The following is a 24,688-nucleotide window of genomic DNA, read 5'->3' as shown; positions in this document are numbered from 1 at the left end:
CTATCTTTTAGTACAAACAATCTGATCCTTATATTTTAAACTGATAATGCTGTATTTCTCCCATCCCACCTTCGGGATCGCTTTCTCGTAGAAGAGCCGGAGATTATCCAGTTTCTCCTCGAAATCGACAAAGGAGCCCAACACGATACGGTGGTTGCCTACCCGCGGGATCAGCTCCACCTCGTTGTCAGGATGAACGTAAATCTGTTCTATCTGATTATTCCAGAAATCATTCTCCTGCAAAAATAATGCAAATTTATATAAGTCGGTTACCGCCAGTTCTTTTTCCACATATCCGCTCACAATCGGGACATGCGCCACATAATGGCGGCTGACAGGCATCGTGCTCCCCAAATTATCCACATAATAATTGCCTTGCGAACTTATCACACGCAAGATAGGAATTTTTTGCTCTACTTCCAATTTGATCATGCCGGAAGGAGTCTTATAGGCTTCCACGCGGGCAATCATTTCGTTTTTCAGCAGTTCGTTTTCAATCCGGTCAGTGTTGATTTCGTCCATCGGCTTCTTGATCGGGTTCAAGTCCGCCTTCTTGAGGATATACACCAAGTCGTCCTCGCTCACAAAATGTTTGTCAAGGCTGTCCACGACCACGACCTGCAGGTCACGGCACAACTCCTTTTGCCTGCTTTCCCGGAAAAAGAAAGAGACAAACACGATGTAGCAGAACAACAGTGTTGCAACGATTATGGATACGATACGGATCACGATTTATTTTTTTTATCCAATATTTGTTTTACCGGGTCAACCAACAGTTCTATATTTCCGGCTCCGACCATCAGGACAACTTCGAGCTTATCGGCTTCGGCCGCTATAACATCCAACAATTCTTCCTTGCGGATCAACCGCTTGTCGGCGATCGTCACGGCATCGAAAATGATCTGCGAAGTGACACCCGGTATCGGCTTCTCGCGTGCCGGATAGATGTCCAACAGTATCAGTTCATCCAAAAGCGAGAGGCTGGCGGCAAAGTCGGCGGCAAAATCACGCGTACGGGTGTAGAGGTGCGGTTGGAAGATACCGGTCACCTTGCGCCCGGCATACAGTTCCTTTACGGAAAGAATGCTTGCCTTCAGTTCGGCCGGATGATGGGCATAATCGTCGATCAGGACGATGTTGTCTTTCTTGAGATGGAAGTCGAAGCGGCGGCGCGGACCGGCAAAAGTCGCCATGCCGTGCTTGATTTCCTCCGGTGTCACACCGTTCAGCCAGGCAAGGGCGACAGCGGCGACTCCGTTCTCGATATTTACTTTCACGGGCACGCCCAACTGGATATCGGGAATACGGATATCGGGACCGACAAAATCGAAGAATATCTCGCCGTTTCCGATACGGACGTTCTCGGCATAAAAGTCGGGGACAGTCGTCAATTGACAATTGTCTGCACGTTCTCCGGTATAGGTGTATAGCTTTACGCCTTCTTGCAGGCGGGGGATGATGTTGATGCCTTGTTTCATGATCAGGCAACCGTCCGGGCGGATCAGCGAGGTGAAATGTTCGAAGCTTTCACGGTAAGCTTCCGGAGTCCCGTAGATATCCAGGTGATCGGGATCGGCCGCCGTGATAACGGCCATATAGGGTTTCAACCAATGGAAAGAACGGTCGAACTCGTCCGCTTCTATCACGGTCAGGTCGCTCTTATCGGAAAGCATCAGGTTGCTGTTGTAGTTCTTCAGTATACCACCTAAGAAAGCGTTGCAATCCACATGAGACTGTTTCAGCAGGTGGGCGACCATCGAGGAGGTCGTTGTCTTGCCATGCGTACCGGCCACACACAATCCGCGGCTGCAACCGGTGATCTCACCCAGCACACGGGCACGTTTCATCACCTCGAAACCATTTTCCCGGAAATAGCTGAGTTCCGAATGGTCTTCGGGAACGGCAGGAGTATAGACGACCAGTGTCTTTTCCGGATCGGTAAAGCCGTCGGGGATCAAGTCCACATTGTCTTCATAGTGAATGACGGCTCCTTCACAGTTCAACTGTTCCGTCAGGCCGGAAGGGGTCTTGTCGTAACCCGCCACCATCTTTCCTTTCGAAAGGAAATAGCGGATCAGGGCACTCATCCCTATCCCGCCGGCTCCAACAAAATAGACAGCCGTTATGTTGTTTATATCCATATTTTCTTACTCGTTACAAATCTTTGTTACAAAGATAATACATTCATTCGATAATCTTGACGATCTCGTCTACGATGCGTTCCGCACTCTGGTGCTGGGCCAATGTCGCGATGTTGCGGCTCAAGAGACGGAGGCGTTCGTCGTCGTGGATGACTTCGAGAGCCTTCGGCACCAATTGCTGTTCGGCATCTTTGTCGGCCACCAGGATAGCAGCCTCTTTATCGACCAAGGCCAAGGCATTCTTCGTCTGATGGTCTTCCGCCACATTGGGAGAAGGGACCAGGATCACCGGTTTTTTCAGCAGGCAGAGTTCGGAAATGGAACTGGCGCCTGCACGGGAGATGATCAGATCGGCCGCAGCATAGGCATAGTCCATGCGAGTGATGAAGTCCGAGCACCAGACCGGCATCCCCCTGTAAGCCTTCAGATGCTTTAAAGCTTCTTCATGGTAGTAGCGCCCGGTTTGCCAGATCACCTGTACGTCGACATCCGAAGCAAAGAGTTTATCCAGATCGCCCTGTATGCTACGGTTGATCGTCCGGGCTCCCAGACTGCCGCCGACCACCAAGATTGTCTTCTTATCCGGAGAGAGACCGAAAAACCTCAATGCTTCTTCGCGCTTATCCAGTGCCTCTTCCAAATCCTGACGGACCGGATTGCCGGTCACGACGATACGGTCGGCCGGGAAAAACTTTTCCATGCCCTCGTAAGCGACACATATTTTGCCTGCTTTCTTTGCCAAGAGCTTATTCGTGACACCGGCATAGGAATTCTGCTCCTGTATCAAGGTCGGGATTCCTAAGGAAGCAGCCATCCAAAGCGTCGGTCCGCTGGCATAACCGCCTACGCCTACGGCAATATCAGGCTTGAACTCGCGTATCGTCTTTTTGGCAAGCCGGAGGCTTTTGAGCAGGCGTCCCACGACACGGATGTTATTTGCCAGGTGGGCACGGTCGAAACCGCTTACCGGCAATCCCACGATGCGGTAACCGGCGGCCGGCACTTTTTCCATTTCCATCCGGTCTTCGGCTCCCACAAACAGTATTTCCGCCTCCGGAAAACGTTTCCTGAAGGTATTGGCAATGGAGATAGCCGGGAAGATATGGCCTCCGGTTCCTCCGCCGCTTATGATGATTCGGTACTGTTTCATATTTCAGTTTCTGTTGTTGTTTCTTTTATTGTCCGCACAGCCTCCAAGGGGTTTTCTTCTCTCACGGGAGCTTCTGCGGTCGCTTCGAACGGTTCGTCCGAAGCCGTATCAAGCGTTGTATCTGCGATCGACTCGCCTTCCGGTGGCGTACCGCCTATGGCAACAGCCTCATCCGGCGCTTCTTCCTCATTTCCCATATTCGCTCCGAAGCGGCTAACGCTCAGAATGATGCCGATATAGGCACAACTGATGACGGTCGACGTACCTCCCCGGCTGATCAACGGCAAAGGTTGCCCGGTCACCGGTATCAGGTCTACCGCCACCGCCATATTCGTCAGAGCCTGGACGACGACCAACAGCCCGCAGCCCAGCACCAGGAATTTAGGAAATAGTTTATCGCATCTACGGGCGATCATCCCCACCCTGACAAGCAGGATGATATACAGGAGCAGGACAAAACCTCCTCCTACGATCCCCATCTCTTCTATAATAATGGCATAGATAAAGTCCGAGTAAGCCTGCGGCAGGAAATCTCGTTGTTGCCCGTGTCCGGGAAACTTTCCCAACAGCCCGCCTCGCGCCAGTGCGATCTTGGCATGCACCACCTGATAGTCGTCACCGTCGATGCTGACCGCTCTCCCCGGCTCGAACTTAACAGCGTCTTCCGGATCGGAGAAGCGTTCGATACGTGCTTTCCAAGTGTGCACACGGTCCGGCATCAGGTCGATCACCTTGTCCGGGGCAAACCGGATAAACCCAACCAACATCAAAAGGCCAATGAGACCCACACCGCTCAGTTTCAGCAAACGGATGAAGGATATCTGCCCGATGAACATCATCATAAAGGTCACGGCAAACAACAGGATGGCTGTCGACCCGTTATTGAAGAAGATCAGAAAACAAACGCTCCCGACACCTCCTAAGATGTACCAGAACATCTGTCTGTCCGTGAACCAGTTTCGCTTGCTCAGGATAAACGCCGTATAGCCGATGGCAGCGATCTTGGCTATCTCCGAAGGCTGGAAACGGACTCCGAGTATTTCCAGCCAGCGGGGTTCTCCGTTTACCACGACACCGACAAAGGGCGTTATGGCCAACAAGACCATCGAGACCGGCAAAAGCAAACTCAACAAGGAATAGAACCTGCACGGGACGTTGTGCATCAGTAATACGAGCACAAAGCCCCCTAACAGGAAAGTCGCATGACGGACAATAGGAGCCCAGTGATTCGCGTTCTTATAGGCAATCGTGCTGGTTGCACTGAACACCTCGATCACCGAGACCAGACACAGGAACATGAAGATCACCCATATCACCCGGTCACCCTTGAACAGTTTACTCGCTAAATCCATTTCTTCGTCTTTCTTTACAGGTTACGCACACAAGCTTTGAACTGGTCGCCACGATCCTCATAGCTTTTGAAGAGGTCGAAGCTGGCACAGCAAGGCGACAACAGGACAGTGTCTCCCTTTTCGGCCAGTTTATAAGCTTTCGAAACGGCTTCTTCCATCGAACGGGCATCTTCGATAACGGGGACCTTCCCGTCGAAGAAGCCGTGCAACTTGGCATTATCCACACCCAGGAATATGAGGGCGTGCACCTTTTTCTTCACCAGCTCTTCAATTTCGGAATAGTCATTCCCCTTATCCGTACCACCGAGTATCAGGACCAAAGGAGTGGTCATGCTCTGCAAGGCGTACCAGCAGGAGTTTACATTCGTGGCTTTCGAGTCGTTGATATAATCGACTCCGCGCACACGCGCCACTTTCTCAAGGCGATGTTCTACCCCGGTAAAGTCGCTCAGCGAAGCTCGCAGGTTTTCATCATGGATATCCACCAGTTTGGATGCGATACCTGAAGCCAACGAATTATACAGATTATGCGTTCCCGATAATGCCAATAAATCTTCTTCCATTGTAAACATTCCGTTTGAGGTTTCAATTATTATCTTTTTATCTTCCGTATAGCCCTTTACGCCGGCTTCGTGAGTTTCGGCGAACGGGTAGAGAGTTGCCTGCGGATGGCGTTTGGCTATTTCGCGGGCAATAATGGGGTCGTCGTTCCAGAAAATGAAAGCATCTTCGGCCGTCTGGTTCTGGATGATGCGGAATTTGGCATCCACGTAGTTCTGCATCTCATAATTATAACGATCCAGATGGTCGGGCGTTATATTCAACAAGATGGCGATATCCGCCTTAAAGTCATACATGTTGTCGAGCTGGAAACTACTCAGTTCGATCACGTAGACGGCGTGAGGATCTTCAGCCACCTGAAGAGCGAGGCTGTTCCCGACGTTCCCCGCAAGCCCTGCGTCCACTCCTGCCTGCCGGAGGATGTGGTAGGTCAGCATGGTCGTCGTCGTCTTGCCGTTGCTTCCGGTGATACAGATCATCTTAGCATCCGTATACCGTCCGGCAAATTCTATTTCGGAGATGATGGGCGTACCCTTCTCCTTCAGTTTCTTTATAATGGGAGCCTTGTCGGGTATTCCCGGACTCTTGATGATTTCGTCGGCATTCAGGATGTCGGCTTCGGTATGCCGGCCCTCTTCCCAACAGATACCGTGGGCATCCAGCATATCCTTATACTTGGGTTTGATAGACGAGAAATCGGAAACGAACACATCGAATCCTTTCGCCTTCGCCAGCACGGCAGCACCTGCGCCACTTTCACCGGCCCCTAAGATAACAATCCTTTTCTTCATTTGATTTATGATTTTTTTATTCATTTATGATTTATAATTTATGATTTATGCATCGATAATAAATCACAAATTATAAATCATAAATCACTTTATCTCATCTTTAATGTCACAATCGTAATAACTGCCAGGATGATACCGATCAACCAGAACCGGACCACGATCTTCGATTCGGGCACCACGTTAAAAGGTTTCTGTATCAAAGCCTGTATTCCCGCATTACCGGGTTTCTGAAAATGATGATGGAGGGGAGCCATCTTGAAGATGCGCCGTCCCTCACCGTATTTCTTCTTCGTATATTTGAAGTAGAACGTCTGCATCAGAACGGAAAGATTCTCTACCAGGAAGATGCCGCACAGGATCGGGATCAGTAATTCTTTCCGGATAATGATCGCGAACACGGCGATGATACCGCCTAACGTCAAACTTCCCGTATCACCCATAAATACCTGTGCCGGATAGGCGTTGTACCACAGGAATCCGACCGTCGCCCCGATAAAGGCCGCTGCAAACACCACCAGTTCTTCCGCTCCCGGGATGAACATGATATTCAGGAAGGAGGCAAACTCGAAGTGAGACGACATATAGGCGAGTATTCCGAGCGCCACCCCGATAATCGCCGAGCTTCCCGCCGCCAGACCGTCCAGGCCGTCCGTCAGGTTCGCCCCGTTCGACACGGCTGTCACCACGAAGATCACCATCAGGACGAAGACCAGCCAGGCCGCCTCTTCCTTATATTCGCCTGCCCAGCTAACCAACTGCGCATAATCGAAATTGTTGTTCTTCACAAACGGGATCGTCGTCTTGGTCGACTTCTTTTCGACCGTATGAAAGTGCACTTCCTCGATCACATTGTCATGTCGTACTTCCATATTCTCCTTGATCACCACGTCCGGACTCATAAAGAGAACCAGTCCGACGATCAGCCCCAGACCTATCTGTCCGATAATCTTAAACTTGCCGTGCATGCCTTCCTTGTTCTTCCGAAACACCTTGATGTAGTCGTCGGCAAATCCCAACGCCCCTAACCAAATGGTCGTCACCAGCATCAGGATCACATAGATATTGGTCAGCTTCGCACAAAGCAAGGTCGGCACCACAATCGCAATGATAATGATGATACCTCCCATCGTCGGCGTCCCTTTCTTACTCATCTGCCCTTCCAGGCCGAGGTTACGTACCGTCTCGCCGATCTGCAACATTTGCAGCTTGTCGATGATACGGCGTCCGATAGCCGTCGAGATGAACAAAGAGAGGATCAAGGCCAAGGCGGAACGGAACGATACATACTTGAACATGCCGGCCCCCGGAAAATCGAGCTGATCCAAATAATTAAACAAATAATACAACATAAAAAAACTTTGTTTTTTCAGTTGAAAGGTGAGAGTTGAAAGTTCAATACTGCTGAGTATAACTTTCAACTTTCAACTTTCAACTCTTAAATATTTCTTTTAACTGTTCCCTGTCATCGAAATGGTGCTTTACGCCTTTTACTTCCTGATAGTCTTCATGGCCTTTGCCGGCAACCAGGATCACATCGCCTTTCTTTGCCAGCATGGTGGCTGTTTTGATCGCCTGCACACGGTCCGTAATGCAGAGCGTATGTTCCATATCTGCCGTATTCAGGCCGGCAACCATATCTTTAATGATCTCGTCCGGTTCCTCGAAACGGGGATTGTCGGAAGTCAGGATCAGCTGGTCGCTCAACCGGGCTGCTTCCTTTGCCATGATCGGGCGCTTTCCTTTGTCGCGGTTGCCACCACAACCTACTACCGTGATCACGCGGCCGTTGCCGTCCAGCACCTCATGGATACTGTTGAGCACGTTCGTCAAGGCGTCAGGCGTATGAGCATAATCCACAATCGCCGTATATCCCGCCGGAGACTGGATCGTCTGAAAGCGGCCGGAAACCGGATGCAGATCGCTTAACACGACCAACACTTCTTCCGGGTCTTTGCCCAAAGAGACAGCAGCCCCATACACCGCCAACAGGTTGTAGGCATTGAAACGGCCGACAAAGCGCGTCGTCACTTCACGCCCGTTAATCAGCATTTCGGTCCCTTCGAAATGGGATTCCAATATCTTCCCTTTGAAATCAGCCAGCGTACGGAGCGAATAAGTCAGTTTCTTGGCAGCCGTGTTCTGCAACATGACAAGGCCTGATTTATCGTCCGCATTCGTAAGCGCAAAGGCCGAAGCGGGCAGGTCGTCAAAAAATTTCTTCTTGGCCTTCAGGTAATTCTCGACCGTCTTATGATAATCCAGATGGTCGCGCGTCAGGTTGGTAAATATCCCCCCGTCGAACGACAGGCCGCTGATACGCTTCTGGTCGATCGAATGCGAACTGACCTCCATAAAGGCATACTCGCAACCGGCCTCCACCATCCGTGCCATCAGGTGATGGAGGGTGACGGGGTCAGGCGTCGTATGATCGGTCGGGATCGCTTCGCCATCGATATAGTTGCAAACGGTAGAGAGCAACCCCACCTTATGTCCCATCTTCCGGAACATCTCGTACAAGAGCGTTGCGATCGTTGTCTTTCCGTTTGTGCCGGTCACACCCACCAGTATCAGATTGTCCGAAGGATTCTCATACCAGGCAGAAAGCGATTTGCCTAAAGCATCCGCCGAATCTTTCACCCTGATGAACACCGGTTTGTTTCCGGAAGCTCCTACATTTTCATCCGAACGGGCAGGGATTTCCTCGCAGACGATTGCGGCAGCCCCTTTCTCGATCGCGCTTTGGATATAAGCATGACCGTCTACGGCCGTACCCCGAACCGCTACAAACAAAAAGCCTTTTTCCACTTTACGGGAATCAGACTGAACACCTGAGATCTCCACATCTGTGTTTCCGATGACCTCAAGCACATCCAACGGACGAATAAGTTCTTTTAGTTCCATAGCCTATTTTAATGTTAATGAAACGGTTTGTCCTTTCGAAACCCGCGAACCGGGAGATATGGATTGAGAAGACACGCGCCCCATGCCATTCAACGAAGCCCGCAGTCCGGCACTCTCCAGGAGGTAGACGGCGTCTTTCGCTCCCATACCGACGACATTCGGCACCAATCCTTCCCGGATAGGGATATCTTTCAGTTTCACATCTTCCTTGCCGTCTTCACGCTTAGCCGTCACCCATTTGGTTTCGGTACTGTCGTTATCGGCCTCTATATCGAGTTTGTTCAAAACATATTCCAGTGCATCCCGTTCGCCGGCTTTCGGCTGAGGCAATGTCACGGCCAACGAGTCTTTCGCCATGTCGTGGATATCGAAAGACATGTGGCTGGCATATACCTTCTCGGCGATCGCCTTCACCACGCCCCCCGACATCGTTCCACCCGAAGGATAGCCGTTGCGCGGTTGGCGGATCACGACGATACAGGAGTATTTCGGTTCGTCGGCAGGGAAATAACCACAGAAAGCAACCTGGTGGCCTGCCTGGCGGTAAACGCCTCCCGATGCTATCTGGGCCGTACCCGTTTTGCCGGCAATACGGACAAAGTCGGAATGAACCGCCTTTCCGGTTCCTTTCTCCACTACGCCCAACAACATATCCTTGATGATATTCAGCGTGCGTTCCGAGCAGATGGATTCCCGCACCACTTCGGTGGAGAAACTCTGTACGGTCCTGCCGTTGTGCATAATCTCTTTCGTAAAGAGAGGGCGGACCATCTTGCCGTTGTTGGCGATCGCATTATAGAAAGCAAGCGTATAGATCGGCGGTATCTGGGTCTCGTACCCGAAAGACATCCACGGAAGAGCAGTCTTCGACCAGTAGCGTACCGTGTCATCCGGCCGGCGGATTTTAGCGCGGCCCGCCCCGGGAATTTCCAGATGCAGGTCTTCGTTCAGGCCAATACGGTAAAGTCCTTCCACATATTTGGCCGGGTTCTTTTCGTATCCTTTCAGGATCGTCTTGGCGACTCCGATATTGGACGAGTACCAAATAGCCTGCTCCACCGAGATACGGCCGTAACCGCCTTTGTTATTATTATGGTCCGTCATGCGGGCTCCTTTGTACATATAGATACCGTTGCCGACATCGACCGTATCCCCGGGCTGGCAAACGCCGTCTTCAAGGGCAACCATGATGGATGCGACCTTAAAGGTCGAACCGGGTTCCGTTTCGTCCGCCACGGCATGGTTGGTGTCTTCGCCGTAAACGCCTTCACGGATACGTCCCATGTTGGTAATGGCTTTCACCTCGCCTGTCGCGACCTCCATGACGACAGCCGTACCCGATGCGGCGTCGATCTTCTTCAACATGTCGAGCAACGACTTCTCGGCTATATCCTGGATATTGATGTCGATCGTCGTGCGGATATCCATTCCTTCCACCGGCTCCACTTCTACGACATTCGTCCATCCTCCACCGAGACGGCGGACGGAATTCAGGCCGGCAACGCCGTGGAGCAAAGTGTCGTATTGCAATTCCAGGCCGTTCTTTCCCTTGGTCAGCCCTGTTTTAGGGTCGATATCGCGAAACGTGTCGCCGATCGTACGGGAAGCCAATGTGCCGAACGGTTTCTGCCGTTCAACCATCTCCCGCGTATAGAAACCGCTCTTGAAACGTCCTAAACGGAAGAAGGGGAATTTCTTTATTTCTTTCAAATCGGAATAGGAAACTTTACCGTCGAAAACAGGGAACTGGCGGTTTTTCTTCTTCAGGCCGTTCAGCAGGTAATTCTTATATCCGGCAGGCGTCCGGTTCTTCAACTTACGGGAAAGATAAACGGAAAGGGAATCGATCCCGTTATGTTTACTTTTCAGAAGCGTATCCAAGCTGTTCCACGTCTTGGTCGGATGCGTATAGCAGTCTGCATTGAAATCGATATACAGATAAAAGCAAGGCACACTGGTCGCCATCAGTTTGCCGTCGGAAGAATAGATGTTTCCACGGCTGGGATAGATCAGGCGGTTCGGGCGCTTCTGGCTCTCGGCCACCTTCATCCAAGTCTCCTTTTCCACAAAAGCCGTATCGCAGGCACGCAGCAAGATGCCTATTGCTACCAATCCGAGCAACAGCACAATGAAGAAGTAACAGAGTAAAATCCGGTTACTCTTAGGAGCTTGTTCTTTTGATTCGATCTCTTCAGCCATCTTTACTTATACAATTCATACGGCGGGTTCTTGGCCGCTTCCAATTCTATTCCCTGTTCTTCTATCAATAGTTCGATCTGCGACTGGCGGCTGTTGCCCGTCAATTCCGAAGAGATGGACAGCGCCTCGAACCGCACATCACGCAATTGCTGCTGCAGGCGGTCGATTTCGCGCAACCGTTGCATACAGACATACCGGTTACCGATAAATATGAATATCAGCACGACGACAAGCACGATCATCTTCGTATGCCTGACAATAAAATCCTCCTTCAGGATTCCACCTCCCAATATGTACAGAAGAGAAAAACGATTCTCCTTCTTCTTTTTCTTCTGTTTCGTTTCCACAGCCATACTTTTTAGTTGAAAGTTAAAAGTTGAAAGTTATTGGACTTTATGTTCATTATTCAACTCCGCTATTCTCAGTTTTGCACTCCGGGAACGGGGATTCCGTTCGACCTCCTCGTCCGATGGAACAATCACCTTGTTGTTTACCAGACGGAACGGAGATTTGACATTTCCAAAAAAGTCCTGCTCCGCCTTTCCTTCGAAGTTTCCTGTCTTCAGGAAGTTCTTCACCAATCGGTCTTCCAAAGAATGGTAGGTGATAACGACCAGGCGTCCGCCGGGTTTCAGCACTTGCAGCGTTTGTTGCAACATCTCGCGCAAGGCACGCATTTCATCATTCACCTCGATACGCAAGGCTTGAAACACCTGAGCCAGGAATTTCTTCTCCTTATCTTTTCCCGTAAAGGGTTTTATCACATCCAAAAAGTCAGCGATCGTCTCTATCTTCTTCGTTTCCCGGCTACGCACCAAGACAGAGGCCAGTTTACGTGCCACCTTCAACTCCCCGTAAAGATAGAACAGGTCGGCCAACTGCTCTTCCGTATATGTATTAACGATATCCGCTGCTGTTTGTCCGGCCCGGGTATTCATCCTCATATCCAACGCTCCGTCGAAACGGAAAGAAAACCCGCGGTCCTTGTCATCAAAATGATGGGAAGAAACGCCCAGGTCTGCCAACAGCCCATCGACCTCGCCTGCTACCCCATGATAGCGCATGAAGTTATATAAGTAACGGAAATTGCTGCGGACAAAAACAAAACGGGGATCTGCCGGAATGTTTTTCTCTGCATCGGCATCCTGGTCAAATCCATAAAGTTTCCCATCGTCATCCAACCGGTTCAGGATTTCACGCGAATGTCCTCCACCGCCAAAGGTAACATCGACATAGACTCCGGAGGGGCGAATAGCCAGTCCTTCCAAACTTTCATGAAGCATTACCGGCACATGATAACAGACTTCTTTTTCTTCCATTTCTTCGCTACTTCATGTTAAACTTTTCCTTAAAATAAGGGTCTGTAGTTGGTTGATTAGCACATACATCACCCTACTGGAGGGTAAAAGTACACATTTCCTAATTTAACCGCCAAGAAATATAAGGGAAAAGTAACAAAAAGTTTTCAACAGGTCGGACAGACACCCCTATTCCGACAGTCCTAAACCCTGTCAGAATCGTGTATTTGGAGGATTTATATATGCACAAAAAAAGCCTCTCCGATATTTCTACCGGAGAGGCTCATTTGTTTTCTGTCCCCTTTTCTCACGAGAAGAGAAGCAGTCGATTTATTTAATTATAAATGCATCGAATTATTTAACGATTGCTTTAACAGCTTCTTCGCCTTCAACAGCTACTACGACTACACCCTGAGGAGCAGCGATTGTAGCGTCGCTTGAAGTGATAACTGTGTTGGCAACTGTCTGGCCCAAGATGTTAGAGATAACAACCTTCTTACCTTGAGCACCCACGATCTTAATATTACCGTTACCGGCAATCACTGTTACTTCAGATGTAGCGATAGTTTCGTTATCTGTAGCCAACTGATCGTTTTCTTCGTTCTCTACGTTGAAAACCAAAGCTCCGTCACCACCAGTCTTAGCATTGGCGAATGTAGATTTATCATCTGTCAAAACAATGCAACCATTCTGGATCTTCAACCATGCAGCCTTGTCTGTAGGAGCGATGGAAGCATTGACTGTAGTTGCAGAATTCGGCCAAATGTTCGATTCGAACAAGAATGAGTTATCCTGTCCTTCTTCTGTTACGTTGTTCGCCTTTTCAGGATGTACATAACGGAATGACCATACGTAGTTCTTATGAACATCTTCAGTCAACAGATTCTTGATAGCAGGCTGGCCTTTGGCTACAACAGAATCGTTGTATGCTTGCAGAGTTGCGAAGTTTACTTTCTCGTTAGCCACGCCTCTATATTGAGCCGGCAAAATCCACAATGTATCAGCGATACGGATACCTTCAACGAAACCAACGCGAGTGTAACCACCAGCTACGTCTGCATACGGTTTGTCTTGACCATAAACTGCTACAGAATCTTGGAAGCTAACCATATACTTAGCTCTTTCGAATCCAGGGATAGCAGGACGAGCATGCTTACAAGCCATAGGATCGTCTGTTACCTTACCGTCGGCCGTAATATGCGGACCGTCTTCCGTACAAGGAGTTCCTTCGATACCGGCGAAATCATTGTGAGCAACTGAAATCAGGTACTGAGGTTTGATATAACCACGTCCACGAACAACCCAAGTCGTATCGATCTGGAATGCCAAGCCTGTTGCTTTGTCCGCAGTCCACATACCGACATAGTCAACATTTTCGTCTGTCAGACCACCAGCCTTATTATTTTCGTCCATCAGATATTCATGACGTACGTTTTCGTAGAATCTCAAAGTGTCACGACCATCAGCTTCACCAAGATTTGCATTGTTGAAACGACGATACAACGGAGTCTCATCCGGATTGATCGCGAATGCAGAAGTTCTTGTTTCACTTAACGGCTGAACTTTAACTGTTGCATCCAGGATATCGTCCGTAACACCAGCCTTAACGTCTGAGATTTCATCATTCTCAGCCTTTACGATTGCATAATAGCATTCACCTTCGTAATGGTTATTTTCTTTGAAGAAGAAATAATCGATAGGATCAGCAGAAGCAGACATTGCATATTTATTTTCAGTAGCTTCGTCCATATAAGCATTCTTCAAGGAGATTGCATATTCTGTTCTACGCAACTGCTTGATACCAATACGTTTTGCAACATCATTCGTTACAGTATAACCATAATTGGCAATTGCTTCTTCAGTCAGACGGAAAGCATCTTTACCGTTCAATACATTCAGCAAAGAATCCTTACCTGCACCCTTAGCCAAATACTTACTGTTTTCGCCGGTTGCATACGGATGCAGATACTTGAATGTGAATTCATCCAAGAAGAACTTGGCATCTTTGATGTTCTTATAGCCTAACAATGAATCCTGATAAGCTTCAGCAATCAAAGCAGCATTGCCCTTAACACCTTCAGCATCTTTCACCTGTACAAAGATCAAAGAGTCTGTTGTCGCGATATTAATTCCAACTGCAGATGTGTACATATATTTAGCACCTTCGTTCAACATCAGTTGAGCTGTTGCTGTTTTAGTGTCATATTCGCGGTTTGTTACAATTACAGGAGAATAATCTTTTACCTTATCTGCTGTATTCTTCTTCAATACAACCCACTGGTATGCAGGCATGTGAGCTGTAAGCTGTTCGTCTGCCTTAACAGTTACCCATTCCAAGTCACCATTTTTATGGATCGGAGAAGCCAAATATTGACCTTTCTGGTTCATGATGAAATACAAACCGTCTTCAACAGAAGTACGACCGTTGTAAACGGCTTCACAACCTTTATAACCCAAGGAAATATTCGTTTCCTTCTTGTCATAAACAGTAACAATACGAACTGCATCTTTGATCAGGTCCTGAACGGTTACAAAGTTGTTTGTACCTGCAGCAGAAGCTGTAGGAAGCGTTGTGGTTGAACCATCAACCCAGTTAGAACCATTTTGGCCATTTGCCGGATCATAAGCTTTAGCTTCTTCAACCTGGATTACCAAGCTGTCTTTTGAAGGATAGTAAGAGAAAGCGAACTTATACTGTTCTTTAATTGTCGATTTGCCAATTGAGTCAGCAGGAGAAGTCGGTTTCGTTGCAGCTTTACTTGCCTGAAGTTTTGCATGAGTCAAATTATCCCAATAGAATGCACGGAATCTTTCACCACTTGCGTTTACGACAGTTGTATCCACACGCAGATAAGAAGAATCCGAATTTAACACATACACATAATCATTATCACCTGTAATTGCTTCAGCAAAGAACTTGCCGGCATTCTTTCCGTTGAACGGGTTGGCAACTTTTACCTTTGCACCCTCTTCATCCGGCGTAAATGTTAAGGCAACCCCCTTGTCAGCATCCTGCAAACCTAAAATCGTATTGATTTCAGGAGCAGCCAAACGAATCATGTCGGCTTCTACAAGAGCGAATTTTGTCAAAAGAGACCCTGCCACAGCATCTGCAGAAACTTTAGCCGCCGCTTCCTTCACAACCTGAATATTTGCGTTATTAGCTTTCAAACCGATAACAGAGTCAGTTTTGAAATAAGAATACAAAGTCTTACCTGCTTGTTCAGAAGACGGAATAGAAGTGTACTGACTCAAGAATGCCCAACCTGAAATTTCACCACCTACACGGGTAGAATCAGTATCAGTATAAGTAGCTGTACTTCCAGCCAAACCTTCCAACAGAGTTCCAGCATACTGGATATCCAGACGCTGACCGGTAGCTTTGTTTGTGAAATCAAAGATAGGAGCTTTTCCGAAACCTTCTTCAGTTACTTCAACACACCACAATGTACTTGCTAAATTTGCAGACGTAGTACTTCCTTCCAATCTCAAAGCTCCTTCCGGAGTCATTGCCAACACTCCATCAGCAGCTTTCAATTGATACAAGCCATTACCCGTCTTCTTCAAGGATGTTACAGGATCCCCTGCATTAGCAGACATCGCACCTAACAATGCAACCCCTGCCAAAAGTGTAGAAAACTTTTTGTTCATAATCAAATAATTTAATATTAATACTAAAGTGTAATAAATCAATCAAATAACGCGTACGTCTTAAAAATCTTATAATCAAATACTATTGCGTACGAATTTCTTTTGGCAAAAATACGCATAACTTTTAAATCAACAATCCTTTTCCTTAATATTTTTTCCTTTTCTATATTCTTTCTTATCAACAAGATAAGCTATCCTGTACGAAAACGCTTATTTACGAGACGAACCATAAAATCCACAGATGAGCACCAACAAAGTCCTGCACAAGAAGAATGAGGAATAATGTATACGCGTACATAATATATAAGGCGATACCCGAAACATTCTTCCCGATCCGTTGCCCGTTCACGAATAATCATGTATATTTGTGAATTACAAACAAATAAAACAATAACTATGGAAAAAGAAAAGTCGGATCTGAAAATTATGGAAGAAATGGAAAGAAAAGAATTACAAGATCGGTATATTCGCTTCGATTGGGCTATCAAGCGATTGCTGCGACAGAAGGCCAACTTCGACGTGCTCGACGGCTTCCTGACCGTCATGCTGAACGAAAAGATCAAGATCGTCGAGATACTCGAAAGCGAAGGCAACCAGGAAAGAGCCGACGACAAGTTCAACCGCGTCGACATCAAAGCGCTCAACAGCAAAGGCGAAATCATCCTCGTCGAGATACAGAACACGCGCGAAATACACTACCTCGAACGTATCCTCTACGGCGTAGCCAAAGCCATCACCGAACATATTTCCTTGGGAGAAGACTACGAAAAAATCAGGAAAGTCTACTCCATCAGCATCCTCTATTTCGACCTCGGCACGGGAACGGACTACATCTACCACGGGCAGAACCAGTTCATCGGCGTGCATACGGGCGACCAGTTGCGGGTCAACACGTGCGAACGCGACGTCCTCGTCTCCCGCCTCCCCGCCGAAATCTTCCCTGAATACATCCTGATCCGCGTGAACGAGTTCGACAAAACAGCCCTCACGCCACTGGACGAATGGATCGAATACCTGAAAGACGGCACGATCCGCCCCGACACGACTGTCCCCGGACTGAAGGAAGCACGCGAGAAGTTGAAATACTACTCCATGTCGCCCGGCGAACGCCTTGTCTACATCCGCCACCTCGAAGACATCAACATCCAAAACGACGCGATCCACACCTCCAAACTGGAAGGAAGAATAGAAGGCCTTGCTGAAGGAAAAGCTGAAGGAAAAGCTGAAGGAATCGCAGAAGGTAAAGCAGAAGGTCTTGCCGAAGGTGAGGCGAAAGGAAAAGCCGAAAGTTTGCGCCAAGTCGCTTCCAAGATGAAAGAGACGGGAGTCGATATTGCCACCATAGCCATGTGTACAGGCTTAAGTGAAGAAACAATCTTGTCTTTATAAGAGAAATTTCCAACGGCTTATCGGACAAGCCACTTCTTACCCAAATAGTGGACGGGATACCAGGCAGCAAGGAAACCGATGGAAAGGACAGTCACGAAAACAATGAGAATGTCGCCGGCTTCGACACGAACCGGATAAGCATCTATAATAAAGGAACCGGCTGCCTGGCCTAATTTTATGATGCCCAATTCTTGTTGCAACAGACATAGCGCCAAACCGATAACGATGCCGATCAAAGCGCCGAGCCCGGAAATCATCCAACCTTCGAAGAGGAAGATACGACGAATCAGACGGTCGTCCGCACCCATATTCCGTAAAGTGCGGACATCCTCTTTCTTTTCTATCATCAGCATGGAGAGCGAGCCGATCACGTTGAACAGAGCCAGGATCAGGATGAAACACAGGATCAGAAAGATCATCCATTTCTCTCCCTGCATCATCCGGAAAGAGGCTTCCTGCTGTTCATAGCGGTCCTTGACCGAAAAATCATCGCCTAAGAGCGATTTGATACGGCTTTTGACCGAATTGATATCCGCACCGGGAACCAATGACAACTCTATCGCCGAGACTTCCTTATCATAGCTGAACAAAGAACGGACCATCGACAAAGGCAGCAGGATGAAGTTCTCGTCATACATCTGCTGGTTAGTGGCATATACACCGCCCACAAAGGCATATTCCAAATTCAGGGAAGCGACAGGGTTGGCGAGGTTGACTTTCTCGTTCCTTTTGGGAGCATAAATTTCCAAAGGATCGGCATAATTAGGACGTACTCCCAAAGAGAAAGCCGTTCCGACACCCAGGTTGGCATAGTTGGCCACTTCGTCAGACAGGACAAACTTACCCTCCCGGCTATCGACCAAAATACTGTCTATCCGTGTCAGACGGCCGAAAGCATCGTCTACGCCTTTAACCGTCGCGGTAATCTGGCGGTCCCGATAGCGTACCTGCGCATTGTCTTGAAGCACTTCGCAAAACAAGGCGACCTCAGGCAGCGCCTTCACTTCACGGACAGCGGGAAGAGCCGGATCGAAAACCTTTCCGTGCACAGGCTGGATCTTCAGCTCCGGATCGAAGTTGCTGAGCATGGAAGAGACCAGCGCGACAAACCCGTTCAATACAGACAGCGCACAGACCAAAGCCATCGTAGCGACAACCACTCCACAAACAGACACCATCGAAATGATATTGATGGCGTTGTGGGATTTCTTTGAAAAAAGGTAACGCCGGGCTATATAAAACGGGAAGTTCAACGTGGTAATCTTTTTATTTTTTCAACAGATTATCTATGTTCTCAATATAATCCAGAGAGTCGTCGATAAAGAAACTCAATTCAGGAATCTTGCGGACCTGTTTCCGGATACGCTGTCCGAGATCAAAACGGATGGCTTTCGTATTCGCCCGGATGTTTTCAAGCATTTCCTTCGACTTGTCGGACGGGAAGATGCTTAGGTAAGCACGCGCCACACTCAAATCGGGGCTTACACGTACTACGCTGACAGAGATCAGGATGCCATGCATGGCCTGTGTCTGCTTCTGAAAGATATCACTCAACTCCTTTTGCAGGAGACGCTCTATTTTACTTAGTCTTGTACTTTCCATAATTTCTTGCTTTTTTATTTTTTCCAGATCATCGTGAGGCCGTCACGCAAAGGTAAGATAACTTTTTCAATACGCGGGTCTTCTTTGATTTTATCATTAAAACTAAGAATACCGAGTGTTTGTTTATCCGTAGGATGCTCTTCCACCACATGACCGTCCCACAACGTGTTGTCGGCAAGGATCAACCCACCGGCACGCACCATCGGAAAAACAAGGTCGAAGTATTCCGAATACAGCCGTTTGTCGGCATCGATAAAAACAAGGTCGAAGGTTTCATCCAGTGTCGGAATAATATCGAGGGCATCGCCGAAATGAACCCGTATCTTATCCTGATGGGGCGACTGTTTCAAGTATTTCATGATGAAGTCTTCCATCTCGTCGTTGATCTCAAGCGTATGGATCAAAGCACCCTCTTCCAGCCCTTCCGCCATGCAAAGAGTCGCATACCCCGTATAAGTGCCGATCTCAAGCACGCGGCGGGGACGAAGCATCCGGCAAAACATCTTCAATATCCGCCCTTGCAGATGCCCCGACAACATACGCGGACGAAGCAGGTTTACATTCGCATCCCGGTTCAGGGCCGAGAGCAACGCACCTTCTTCATCGCTATGGGAAAGGATATATTCGTCTATTGTCATCTTCATGATTTATGATTTATATGATTTATGGCTTACCTGCTGGGGCATAAATCATAAACTATAAATCGTTGTTTATTCCTTAAACGTCGGCAACTGATATTTGGTTCCTGCGTCCAGCACCTTCCCGACGTTGTTGATCTCCAGGAAGCTCGTACCGCCGCCTTCGCCGAAACTGCCGCTCAGGTAAGCCACCATGTCGTTGCGGGTGATACGCCCGCTCTTGATCAGTTCGTTCAGCGCATCGTAGAAATAGCCGCGCCGGCTATCGTTATAAGGCTGGTAAACAGCCCATACGCCGTAAGAGAGAGACAGCATACGCATGACACGGGGGTTGTAGCAAATGGCAAACACAGTGGAAGTGCCACGGAATGCAGCCAGATAACGGGCCGTACGTCCGGTATAACTATCGGTAATAATGGCTTTCACATGCAGTTTGGAGGACGATTTCACGGCTTGCTTTGCCAGGAAAGATGTCACATCCAGGTCGTTTCCTTCGATCGGAACACGGATATCATTGGCTGCAAGCTTCGTCTTTTCCGCTTCACGCGCCACCTTCGTCATCGTCTGGACGGCTTCGACAGGATATTTCCCGTAGGCTGTTTCGCCACTCAACATCAAGGCATCCGTACGGTAGTAGATTGCATTGGCGATATCCGTCACCTCGGCACGTGTAGGACGCGGGTTGTTGATCATGGAGTGAAGCATCTGCGTTGCCACGATAACCGGTTTCTTTACTTCCACGCATTTGCGGATCAGCACGCGCTGGATACCCGGAATTTTTTCGGCAGGCACTTCGATTCCCAGGTCACCGCGGGCGATCATGATCCCGTAAGCGACTTCGAGTATCTCGTCGATCTTGTCTACGCCTTCCTGGTTTTCTATCTTGGCGATAATCTTGATCGGGCTGTTATGTTCGTCCAGGATACGTTGGATGTCCATCACGTCTTGCTTGTTACGGACGAAGGAGTGAGCGATGAAATCCAGATCGTTCTCGATCGCCCAGAGGATATTCTTACGGTCTTTTTCCGTCAATGAAGGCAGGTTGATACGTACACCCGGCACGTTCACACTCTTGCGGCTTCCCAAAGTCGCGTCGTTCTCCACTTCGCAAACCAGATAATCGTCTTTCTTTTCGATTACTTTCAGTTCCAGATCCCCGTCGTCGATCAGGATATCGCTGCCGACACCCAAGTCATTGACAAAATTCCGGTAAGAGACGCAAATACAATCATGCGAAGTCTCTCCTTCCAGGTTTCCCATGATCTTGACAATCTCACCTGTTTTGAACTCGATCGGAGCCTGTGCCGTGGTCGTGCGCACTTCCGGTCCTTTGGTATCCATCAGAATACCGATACGATTGGAAACCGTACGGACATTATTGACGACTCTGGTCAAACCTTCTTCTGTCATGTGAGCCGTATTGAGGCGCACGACATTCATTCCCGCCTTGTACAACGCGTCGATGAACTCGACCTCGCAACGCTGGTCGGAAACTGTAGCTACAATCTTCGTATGCTTTAACATATAACCTTTTTTTTATTGACAATTGATAATTGACAATTGACAATTTCAGAAACAGCCAATCCTCAACTCCAAGTGCCAGACCTTATATTAAACTTCTTTTTACCTAAACAAATCTCTCTTTTTCTTTGATAGCCAATTGTCAATTATCCATTGACAATTGAAGCACCGCTTCTACCGCCAACCGGTACGAATCCAGCCCGAACCCTAAAATCACCCCTTTGCAAGCGGCGGAAATCATGGACACATGGCGGAAAGGTTCACGGGCATGCACGTTTGAGATATGCACCTCCACTACCGGAGTAGTTACAGCTTTTATTGCATCGTGGAGAGCTATGGATGTATGTGTATAAGCACCTGCATTCATGATGATCCCGTCGTAATCGAAACCGACCTCGTGGATCTTGTTTATCATCTCACCTTCCACATTACTCTGGAAATAAGCAATTTCACATTGCGGATACTTGGCACGCAATTCACTCAGATAGCCTTCAAACGAAGCATTTCCGTAGACTGTAGGTTCGCGCTTGCCTAACAAATTAAGATTGGGGCCGTTGATAATCTGAATTCTCTTCATTTTCCCGTAATTTATTACCTTTGCATTACCCTTTGAACGGGCAGAAATATTCGACAAAGATAGTAAAAACTTATGAATTATGAAGTATGGCTCAGCCTTCGTCCCTGTCTACCGGAAGTTTCATCGGCATGAAAATTTTGTTTCATCGGACGAAACTAAAGTTTCCCCGGATGAAACTTTAGTTCCACCCAAGGGAAATAATTGAAACTTTAGTTTCAAACCCGGAAGCCACGTGAAACTTTTTTCTGAAAAGTTCCTCACGAACGCCTTCCGGCATCATAAATCTAAAATCATAAATCAAAACATGCACCAAGAAAACGACAAAATAGAACGATACAAAATTTATCTCCGTTTGGAAAAAGCGCTCTCGGCCAATTCCATCGACGCTTACCTGACAGATATCGACAAACTGACAAACTTCGTCGAAAGCGAGGGCAAGAAGTATGAGGATGTCACGTATGACGACCTGCAACAGTTTGTCGCCCGCCTACGCGACATCGGCATCCACCCACGCTCGCAAGCAAGGATCATTTCCGGAATCAAATCTTTCTACCGATTCCTGTTCCTGGACGATTATATAACAACTGACCCGACCGAATTGTTAGAATCGCCCAAGATCGGGCTGAAACTTCCGGAAGTTCTAACCGTCAACGAGATAAACAGCATTTTGGACACGATCGACCTGACACAGCCGGAGGGACAGCGGAACCGGGCAATGCTCGAAGTCTTGTATAGCTGCGGACTGCGCGTCTCGGAACTGGTCTCGCTGCGCTTCACGGATATTTATTTCGACGAAGGGTTTATCAAGGTGGAAGGGAAAGGGAGCAAGCAACGCTTGGTCCCCATCTCGGAAATTGCCATCAAGGAGATCAAGAACTACCTGTATGACCGCAACCATGTCCCGGTGAAAAAGGGATTCGAAGACATCCTGTTCCTGAGCCGGCGGGGAACGGCTTTATCGCGGATCATGGTTTTCCATATCATCAAGCAGCAGACGGAAATGGCGGGCATCAAAAAGAACGTCAGCCCGCATACGTTCCGCCATTCCTTCGCCACCCATCTATTGGAAGGTGGCGCCAACCTGCTTGCCATCCAGGAGATGTTGGGACATGAGAAGATCACCACCACCGAAATCTATACGCATATCGACCGCCAGTTCCTACGGAAGGAGATACTGGAGCATCATCCGAGAAACAAAAAGCATACGTAACAAGAAAACCTTAAATATCCAACATTCATTCTTCGTCATATTGTTGGAAAAGGAAATCGTTATAAGGGAAACGGGTAATATGAATCTGTTTCACCCGTTCGTACAACAAGGCTTTGAGTGCATCGAGATTCGTCCGTTCCTTAGCCGAAATAAAGATACAATTATCCTGCATCTTGTTCATCCAAGTTCGTTTCAGTTCGTCCAGGTCGATATTCTCGCGTGTACGCGGAGTCAGGTCATCTTCATCCTTCGGGACGAAAGTGAAGGCATCAATCTTGTTGAACACCATAATCATCGGTTTCTCCGTCTTGTCGATTTCAGACAAGGTGCGGTTCACCACCTCGATCTGTTCTTCGAATGTCGGATGGGAGATATCGACAACATGCACCAGCAGGTCCGCCTCACGCACCTCATCCAAGGTTGATTTGAAGGATTCGACCAGTTCGGTCGGCAACTTACGGATAAAACCGACCGTATCGGAAAGCAGGAATGGCAGATTGTCGACAATCACCTTGCGGACAGTCGTATCAAGCGTCGCAAACAGTTTGTTTTCGGCAAACACTTCGCTTTTGCTAAGCTGGTTCATCAAGGTGGACTTCCCGACATTGGTATAACCAACCAGAGCCACACGAACCATCTTTCCGCGGTTCTTCCGCTGCACGCTTTTCTGCTTGTCTATCTCGACCAGGTCCCGTTTCAGTTTGGATATCTTATCCAGGATGATACGCTTATCCGTTTCCAACTGCGTCTCACCCGGACCACGCATACCGACACCGCCACGCTGACGTTCCAAGTGGGTCCACAAACGTGTCAGGCGAGGCAACATATATTTATATTGGGCCAATTCCACCTGTGTCTTCGCATGGGCTGTCTGCGCACGCCGGGCAAAGATATCCAGAATCAGATTCGTACGGTCCAGAATCTTCACCTGCAACTCTTTCTCGATATTACGCAATTGCTTGGCGGAAAGTTCGTCATCGAATATCACCAACCCGATCTCATTTTCCACCACATATTCCTTTATCTCCTGCAACTTGCCGGAACCGACAAAGGTCACAGAGTTCGGATAATCCAGCCTCTGATAAAAACGTTTCACAGCTTCAACGCCTGCCGTATCGGCCAGAAAGGCCAATTCATCCAGGTATTCCTTTACTTTCTGTTCATTCTGCTCGGGAGTAATCAACCCTACGAGAACAGCTTTTTCTGTCTGTGCTTCAGATATAATAAATTCTTTCATACGGCAAAGATAGTAAATTCAATTATTTATGTATATTTGTCATCGAAGTAATAACAGTTGCGACTAAAACATTTAATTATGAACAAATTTGTCAACCCCTTTTCCGATTATGGCTGGAAAAAGATTTTCGGCAGCGAAGTAAGCAAGGATCTTATCATCAGTTTCCTCAATGAAGTTATCCAACAGGAAGTAATCGTTGACATTACGTTTCGGAACGTCGAGATGCTCGGTTTGAAACAAGATCAGCGGCGGGCTGTCTTCGATATCTTCTGTGAGAATGAAAAAGGAGAAATATTCATAGTCGAGATGCAGAAAAGCCGGCAGAAATATTTCTCCGACAGAGTGTTGTACTATGCCTCGTTCGCGATCCAGCAGCAGTCAATGATCGTAAAGGAAAAACTTGAAAAAGAACCGGATGAAGTAATTCGCAAACGTTGGAACTACCAAATCAGCAAAGTGTATGTCGTGTG

20 protein-coding genes are annotated in these 24,688 nt (G+C 48.1%); 3 read left to right on the top strand and 17 right to left on the bottom strand.

Going from position 1 to position 24,688, the window contains the following annotated elements:
- The 11 genes from BQ9893_RS18225 to BQ9893_RS18175 form a co-directional block, all read right to left on the bottom strand.
- On the bottom strand, positions 1 to 729 hold the full coding sequence (locus tag BQ9893_RS18225; RefSeq protein WP_075967237.1) for a cell division protein FtsQ/DivIB: 729 nt from the start codon (positions 727 to 729) through the stop codon (positions 1 to 3).
- Complete coding sequence (gene murC, locus BQ9893_RS18220) at positions 726 to 2,141, bottom strand: UDP-N-acetylmuramate--L-alanine ligase (protein WP_075967236.1); 1,416 nt, start codon at positions 2,139 to 2,141, stop codon at positions 726 to 728. The genes BQ9893_RS18225 and murC overlap by 4 nt, the downstream gene beginning before the upstream one ends.
- Positions 2,142 to 2,184: 43 nt before the next feature.
- Positions 2,185 to 3,291 (bottom strand): undecaprenyldiphospho-muramoylpentapeptide beta-N-acetylglucosaminyltransferase, encoded by a 1,107-nt coding sequence (gene murG / locus BQ9893_RS18215; RefSeq protein ID WP_075967235.1) that lies wholly within the window; start codon positions 3,289 to 3,291, stop codon positions 2,185 to 2,187.
- On the bottom strand, positions 3,288 to 4,643 hold the full coding sequence (locus BQ9893_RS18210; RefSeq protein ID WP_075967234.1) for an FtsW/RodA/SpoVE family cell cycle protein: 1,356 nt from the start codon (positions 4,641 to 4,643) through the stop codon (positions 3,288 to 3,290). Before BQ9893_RS18210 ends, murG begins: the two co-directional genes overlap by 4 nt.
- Positions 4,644 to 4,657: 14 nt before the next feature.
- The gene (murD, locus tag BQ9893_RS18205) at positions 4,658 to 5,995 is read right to left on the bottom strand and encodes a UDP-N-acetylmuramoyl-L-alanine--D-glutamate ligase (RefSeq protein ID WP_208610818.1); all 1,338 of its coding nucleotides are present in this window, start codon (positions 5,993 to 5,995) and stop codon (positions 4,658 to 4,660) included.
- Positions 5,996 to 6,084: 89 nt separating this feature from the next.
- A complete protein-coding gene (gene mraY / locus BQ9893_RS18200; protein WP_075967232.1) occupies positions 6,085 to 7,344 on the bottom strand; it encodes a phospho-N-acetylmuramoyl-pentapeptide-transferase in 1,260 nt (419 codons plus the stop codon).
- 79 nt (positions 7,345 to 7,423) lie between these two features.
- Positions 7,424 to 8,896 (bottom strand): UDP-N-acetylmuramoyl-L-alanyl-D-glutamate--2,6-diaminopimelate ligase, encoded by a 1,473-nt coding sequence (locus BQ9893_RS18195; RefSeq protein WP_075967231.1) that lies wholly within the window; start codon positions 8,894 to 8,896, stop codon positions 7,424 to 7,426.
- Between the two features lie 3 nt (positions 8,897 to 8,899).
- On the bottom strand, positions 8,900 to 11,095 hold the full coding sequence (locus BQ9893_RS18190) for a penicillin-binding protein (protein WP_075967230.1): 2,196 nt from the start codon (positions 11,093 to 11,095) through the stop codon (positions 8,900 to 8,902).
- A 2-nt stretch (positions 11,096 to 11,097) separates the two neighbouring features.
- Positions 11,098 to 11,448, bottom strand: a complete 351-nt coding sequence (locus BQ9893_RS18185) for an FtsL-like putative cell division protein (RefSeq protein ID WP_075967229.1) — start codon at positions 11,446 to 11,448, stop codon at positions 11,098 to 11,100.
- A gap of 30 nt (positions 11,449 to 11,478) precedes the next feature.
- Positions 11,479 to 12,414 (bottom strand): 16S rRNA (cytosine(1402)-N(4))-methyltransferase RsmH, encoded by a 936-nt coding sequence (rsmH, locus tag BQ9893_RS18180; RefSeq protein WP_075967228.1) that lies wholly within the window; start codon positions 12,412 to 12,414, stop codon positions 11,479 to 11,481.
- A 333-nt stretch (positions 12,415 to 12,747) separates the two neighbouring features.
- Positions 12,748 to 16,044 carry a DUF6383 domain-containing protein gene (locus BQ9893_RS18175; RefSeq protein ID WP_075967227.1) on the bottom strand — a complete coding sequence of 1,099 codons (3,297 nt, stop codon included), beginning with the start codon at positions 16,042 to 16,044 and terminating at the stop codon, positions 12,748 to 12,750.
- 396 nt (positions 16,045 to 16,440) lie between these two features.
- Here BQ9893_RS18175 and BQ9893_RS18170 point away from each other — a divergent pair, with 396 nt between their 5' ends.
- Positions 16,441 to 17,433, top strand: a complete 993-nt coding sequence (locus BQ9893_RS18170) for an Rpn family recombination-promoting nuclease/putative transposase (protein ID WP_075967226.1) — start codon at positions 16,441 to 16,443, stop codon at positions 17,431 to 17,433.
- A 17-nt stretch (positions 17,434 to 17,450) separates the two neighbouring features.
- Here BQ9893_RS18170 and BQ9893_RS18165 read toward each other — a convergent pair whose 3' ends face one another.
- The 5 genes from BQ9893_RS18165 to aroQ all read right to left on the bottom strand — a co-directional run bounded on the left by BQ9893_RS18165 (position 17,451) and on the right by aroQ (position 21,771).
- A complete protein-coding gene (locus tag BQ9893_RS18165; RefSeq protein WP_075967225.1) occupies positions 17,451 to 18,686 on the bottom strand; it encodes an FtsX-like permease family protein in 1,236 nt (411 codons plus the stop codon).
- Between the two features lie 13 nt (positions 18,687 to 18,699).
- A complete protein-coding gene (gene rbfA / locus BQ9893_RS18160; protein WP_075967224.1) occupies positions 18,700 to 19,035 on the bottom strand; it encodes a 30S ribosome-binding factor RbfA in 336 nt (111 codons plus the stop codon).
- A gap of 14 nt (positions 19,036 to 19,049) precedes the next feature.
- Positions 19,050 to 19,673 carry an O-methyltransferase gene (locus BQ9893_RS18155; protein ID WP_081415501.1) on the bottom strand — a complete coding sequence of 208 codons (624 nt, stop codon included), beginning with the start codon at positions 19,671 to 19,673 and terminating at the stop codon, positions 19,050 to 19,052.
- Positions 19,674 to 19,745: 72 nt separating this feature from the next.
- Positions 19,746 to 21,197, bottom strand: coding sequence for a pyruvate kinase (gene pyk / locus BQ9893_RS18150; RefSeq protein ID WP_075967222.1), 1,452 nt, complete (start codon positions 21,195 to 21,197; stop codon positions 19,746 to 19,748).
- A 139-nt stretch (positions 21,198 to 21,336) separates the two neighbouring features.
- On the bottom strand, positions 21,337 to 21,771 hold the full coding sequence (gene aroQ / locus BQ9893_RS18145; protein ID WP_075967221.1) for a type II 3-dehydroquinate dehydratase: 435 nt from the start codon (positions 21,769 to 21,771) through the stop codon (positions 21,337 to 21,339).
- A gap of 304 nt (positions 21,772 to 22,075) precedes the next feature.
- Between aroQ and xerD the strand changes: the two genes are divergently transcribed.
- On the top strand, positions 22,076 to 22,981 hold the full coding sequence (gene xerD / locus BQ9893_RS18140) for a site-specific tyrosine recombinase XerD (RefSeq protein WP_075967220.1): 906 nt from the start codon (positions 22,076 to 22,078) through the stop codon (positions 22,979 to 22,981).
- A gap of 25 nt (positions 22,982 to 23,006) precedes the next feature.
- Here xerD and hflX read toward each other — a convergent pair whose 3' ends face one another.
- Positions 23,007 to 24,218, bottom strand: coding sequence for a GTPase HflX (gene hflX / locus BQ9893_RS18135; protein ID WP_075967219.1), 1,212 nt, complete (start codon positions 24,216 to 24,218; stop codon positions 23,007 to 23,009).
- A gap of 78 nt (positions 24,219 to 24,296) precedes the next feature.
- Between hflX and BQ9893_RS18130 the strand changes: the two genes are divergently transcribed.
- Positions 24,297 to 24,688: Rpn family recombination-promoting nuclease/putative transposase (locus tag BQ9893_RS18130; protein ID WP_139322624.1), on the top strand; the 392-nt coding region annotated here is incomplete at its 3' end.

The organism is Parabacteroides massiliensis (assembly GCF_900155425.1).
Taxonomy (GTDB): domain Bacteria; phylum Bacteroidota; class Bacteroidia; order Bacteroidales; family Tannerellaceae; genus Parabacteroides; species Parabacteroides massiliensis.
Note: the sequence above shows the minus strand (reverse complement) of the source record. Positions and strands in the feature narration are given on the sequence as shown.

Excerpts from the sequence above, each read along its gene's own strand:
- murC (WP_075967236.1), bottom strand. The coding sequence starts at position 2,141 with ATGGATATAAACAACATAACGGCTGTCTATTTTGTTGGAGCCGGCGGG.
- murG (WP_075967235.1), bottom strand. The coding sequence starts at position 3,291 with ATGAAACAGTACCGAATCATCATAAGCGGCGGAGGAACCGGAGGCCAT.
- BQ9893_RS18210 (WP_075967234.1), bottom strand. The coding sequence starts at position 4,643 with ATGGATTTAGCGAGTAAACTGTTCAAGGGTGACCGGGTGATATGGGTG.
- murD (WP_208610818.1), bottom strand. The coding sequence starts at position 5,995 with ATGAAGAAAAGGATTGTTATCTTAGGGGCCGGTGAAAGTGGCGCAGGT.
- mraY (WP_075967232.1), bottom strand. The coding sequence starts at position 7,344 with ATGTTGTATTATTTGTTTAATTATTTGGATCAGCTCGATTTTCCGGGG.
- BQ9893_RS18195 (WP_075967231.1), bottom strand. The coding sequence starts at position 8,896 with ATGGAACTAAAAGAACTTATTCGTCCGTTGGATGTGCTTGAGGTCATC.
- BQ9893_RS18190 (WP_075967230.1), bottom strand. The coding sequence starts at position 11,095 with ATGGCTGAAGAGATCGAATCAAAAGAACAAGCTCCTAAGAGTAACCGG.
- BQ9893_RS18185 (WP_075967229.1), bottom strand. The coding sequence starts at position 11,448 with ATGGCTGTGGAAACGAAACAGAAGAAAAAGAAGAAGGAGAATCGTTTT.
- rsmH (WP_075967228.1), bottom strand. The coding sequence starts at position 12,414 with ATGGAAGAAAAAGAAGTCTGTTATCATGTGCCGGTAATGCTTCATGAA.
- BQ9893_RS18175 (WP_075967227.1), bottom strand. The coding sequence starts at position 16,044 with ATGAACAAAAAGTTTTCTACACTTTTGGCAGGGGTTGCATTGTTAGGT.
- BQ9893_RS18170 (WP_075967226.1), top strand. The coding sequence starts at position 16,441 with ATGGAAAAAGAAAAGTCGGATCTGAAAATTATGGAAGAAATGGAAAGA.
- rbfA (WP_075967224.1), bottom strand. The coding sequence starts at position 19,035 with ATGGAAAGTACAAGACTAAGTAAAATAGAGCGTCTCCTGCAAAAGGAG.
- BQ9893_RS18155 (WP_081415501.1), bottom strand. The coding sequence starts at position 19,673 with ATGACAATAGACGAATATATCCTTTCCCATAGCGATGAAGAAGGTGCG.
- pyk (WP_075967222.1), bottom strand. The coding sequence starts at position 21,197 with ATGTTAAAGCATACGAAGATTGTAGCTACAGTTTCCGACCAGCGTTGC.
- aroQ (WP_075967221.1), bottom strand. The coding sequence starts at position 21,771 with ATGAAGAGAATTCAGATTATCAACGGCCCCAATCTTAATTTGTTAGGC.
- xerD (WP_075967220.1), top strand. The coding sequence starts at position 22,076 with ATGCACCAAGAAAACGACAAAATAGAACGATACAAAATTTATCTCCGT.
- hflX (WP_075967219.1), bottom strand. The coding sequence starts at position 24,218 with ATGAAAGAATTTATTATATCTGAAGCACAGACAGAAAAAGCTGTTCTC.